At 70.0% G+C, this 2,051-nt stretch carries 3 protein-coding genes; all 3 read left to right on the top strand.

What is annotated here, in order from left to right; genetic code table 11:
- Positions 1-858, top strand: an 858-nt coding sequence (locus VF697_RS11750) for an HD domain-containing phosphohydrolase (RefSeq protein WP_331094314.1), incomplete at its 5' end; no start/stop codon positions are given.
- A gap of 82 nt (positions 859-940) precedes the next feature.
- Positions 941-1,279 carry a DUF971 domain-containing protein gene (locus tag VF697_RS11745; RefSeq protein WP_331094312.1) on the top strand — a complete coding sequence of 113 codons (339 nt, stop codon included), beginning with the start codon at positions 941-943 and terminating at the stop codon, positions 1,277-1,279.
- Positions 1,280-1,295: 16 nt separating this feature from the next.
- Positions 1,296-2,051, top strand: a 756-nt coding sequence (locus tag VF697_RS11740; RefSeq protein ID WP_331094310.1) for a serine/threonine-protein kinase, incomplete at its 3' end; no start/stop codon positions are given.

Here is a 2,051-nt window from a genome sequence, read left to right as displayed (position 1 = left end):
CGGCGGCTGCTGCTCACCGTGCTCGCCGCCACCGTGGTGGCCCTGGCGCTCGCCGCCTTCTTCTCGCGCAGCGTCACCCGCCCCCTCAAGGGCTTCACCCAGGGCGCCCTGGAGCTCGCCCAGGGCAAGTTCGGCGTCGAGGTCAACGTCCCCCAGAAGAACGAGCTGGGCGAGCTGGCCCGCACGTTCAACTACATGAGCAAGCAGCTGCTCGCGTACGACCACGAGAACCGCGGCCTCTACGAGAGCCTCGAGCAGGGCTACCTGGAGACCATCGTCGCCCTGGCCAACTCCATCGACTCCAAGGACTCGTACACCCGCGGCCACAGCCAGCGCGTGGGCGACGTGGCGGTGGAGATCGGCCGTGAGCTGGCCCTCTCCGAGCGCGAGCTCAAGCAGCTCCAGTTCGGCGGCATCCTCCACGACATCGGCAAGATTGGCATCGTCGAGTCCATCCTCTGCAAGCAGTCGCGGCTCACCGACGAGGAGATGGCCATCATGCGCGAGCACCCGGCCATCGGCGACGCCATCATCAAGCCCATCAGCTTCCTGCAGGCCATGCGCTCCTGCGTGCGCAGCCACCACGAGCGCTGGGACGGCACCGGCTACCCGGACGGCCTCAAGGGCGAGGACATTCCCCTGCTGGCCCGCATCGTCGGGTGCGCCGACACCTTCGACGCCTGCACCTCCACCCGCCCCTACCAGAAGGCCATGCCGCTGGAGAAGGCGATGGACATCCTCGACAACCTCAGCGGCAAGCAGCTCGACCCGGCCGTGGTGGCCGCGCTGCGCCGGGTGCTGGCGAAGAAGGGCGTGCGCCTGGAGGGCCACCGCCTGCCCGTCAAGCTGGCCTCGTGAAGCCCTCGGCTTCCCTCCCCCATCCGCCGCGTCGGATGGTAAGCAGGGCCCCGTGTTGTTCTGGCCCTGAAAGGGGAGCCCCTTGAGCTTCTGGGATCGCATCAAGCCCACCACGCGGCCCGTGTCCGCCACCGAGGCCGCGCTGTCTCCGGACAGCACCCGGCTGAGCCTCGCCTGGGAGGATGGCGTGAAGACGGCCGCCACCGCCCAGCTCCTTCGCCAGCAGTGCCCGTGCGCCGGGTGCGTGGACGAGTGGACCAACAAGCGCACGCTGGATCCCGCCAAGGTGCCCACGGACATGCGCATCACCCAGGTGCAGCCCGTGGGCAACTACGCCCTCACCTTCGTCTTCAGCGACGGGCACGGCACCGGCATCTACCCGTGGAAGCTGCTGCGCGACATCACCCAGCCCCAGGGCTGACCTCCTGGAGGAACGTGTGAACGAGTCCCGGTACCGGCTGGTACGCCCCCTGGCCACCGGAGGCATGGCGGAGCTGTTCCTCGGCGTGGCGCGCGGCGCGGAGGGTTTCGAGAAGCCCGTGGCCATCAAGCGCGTGCTGCCGCACCTGGCGCGCGAGCCCGCCATCGCGCAGATGTTCCTCGCCGAGGCGCGGCTGGCCACCCACCTGCAGCACCAGAACATCGCCAGCGTCTATGACGTGGGCAGCGGCCCCGAGGGCCTCTTCCTGGTGATGGAGCTGGTGAACGGGTGGGACGTGGGGGTGCTGCTGCGACACGCCTACCGGCGCGACCAGCACTTCCCTCCGCACCTCGTGGCCTTCATCGGCGCCCAGGTGCTCGCGGGCCTCGTCCATGCCTACCGCCGCATGCACGCCGGCCGTCCCGTGCTGACGGCCCACCGGGACGTCTCGCCCTCCAACCTCCTCATCTCGCGCGAGGGCGAGGTGAAGGTGACGGACTTCGGCATCGCCCGCATGGAAGGCGTCTCCGTGGGCACCCAGCCCGGCACCTTCAAGGGCAAGCTGCCCTACTCCGCGCCCGAGGTGCTCCAGGGCGAGCCCGCCACCGCCGCGAGCGATCAATTCGCGCTCGGCGTCGTGCTCCATGAGCTGCTCTCCGGGCGTCACCCCTTCGAGCCGGACGAGCCGGCGGATCATCCCATGGCGCTCGCCCTGGCCATCATCCAGCAGGAGCCCGCGCCCCTGCCGGAGAGCCCCCCCGCCTTGAGCGCG

The organism is Archangium sp., from assembly GCF_036388035.1.
GTDB lineage: Bacteria > Myxococcota > Myxococcia > Myxococcales > Myxococcaceae > Archangium.
The sequence above is the reverse complement of the archived record's forward strand: the minus strand, read 5'-3'. Positions and strand labels throughout refer to the sequence as shown.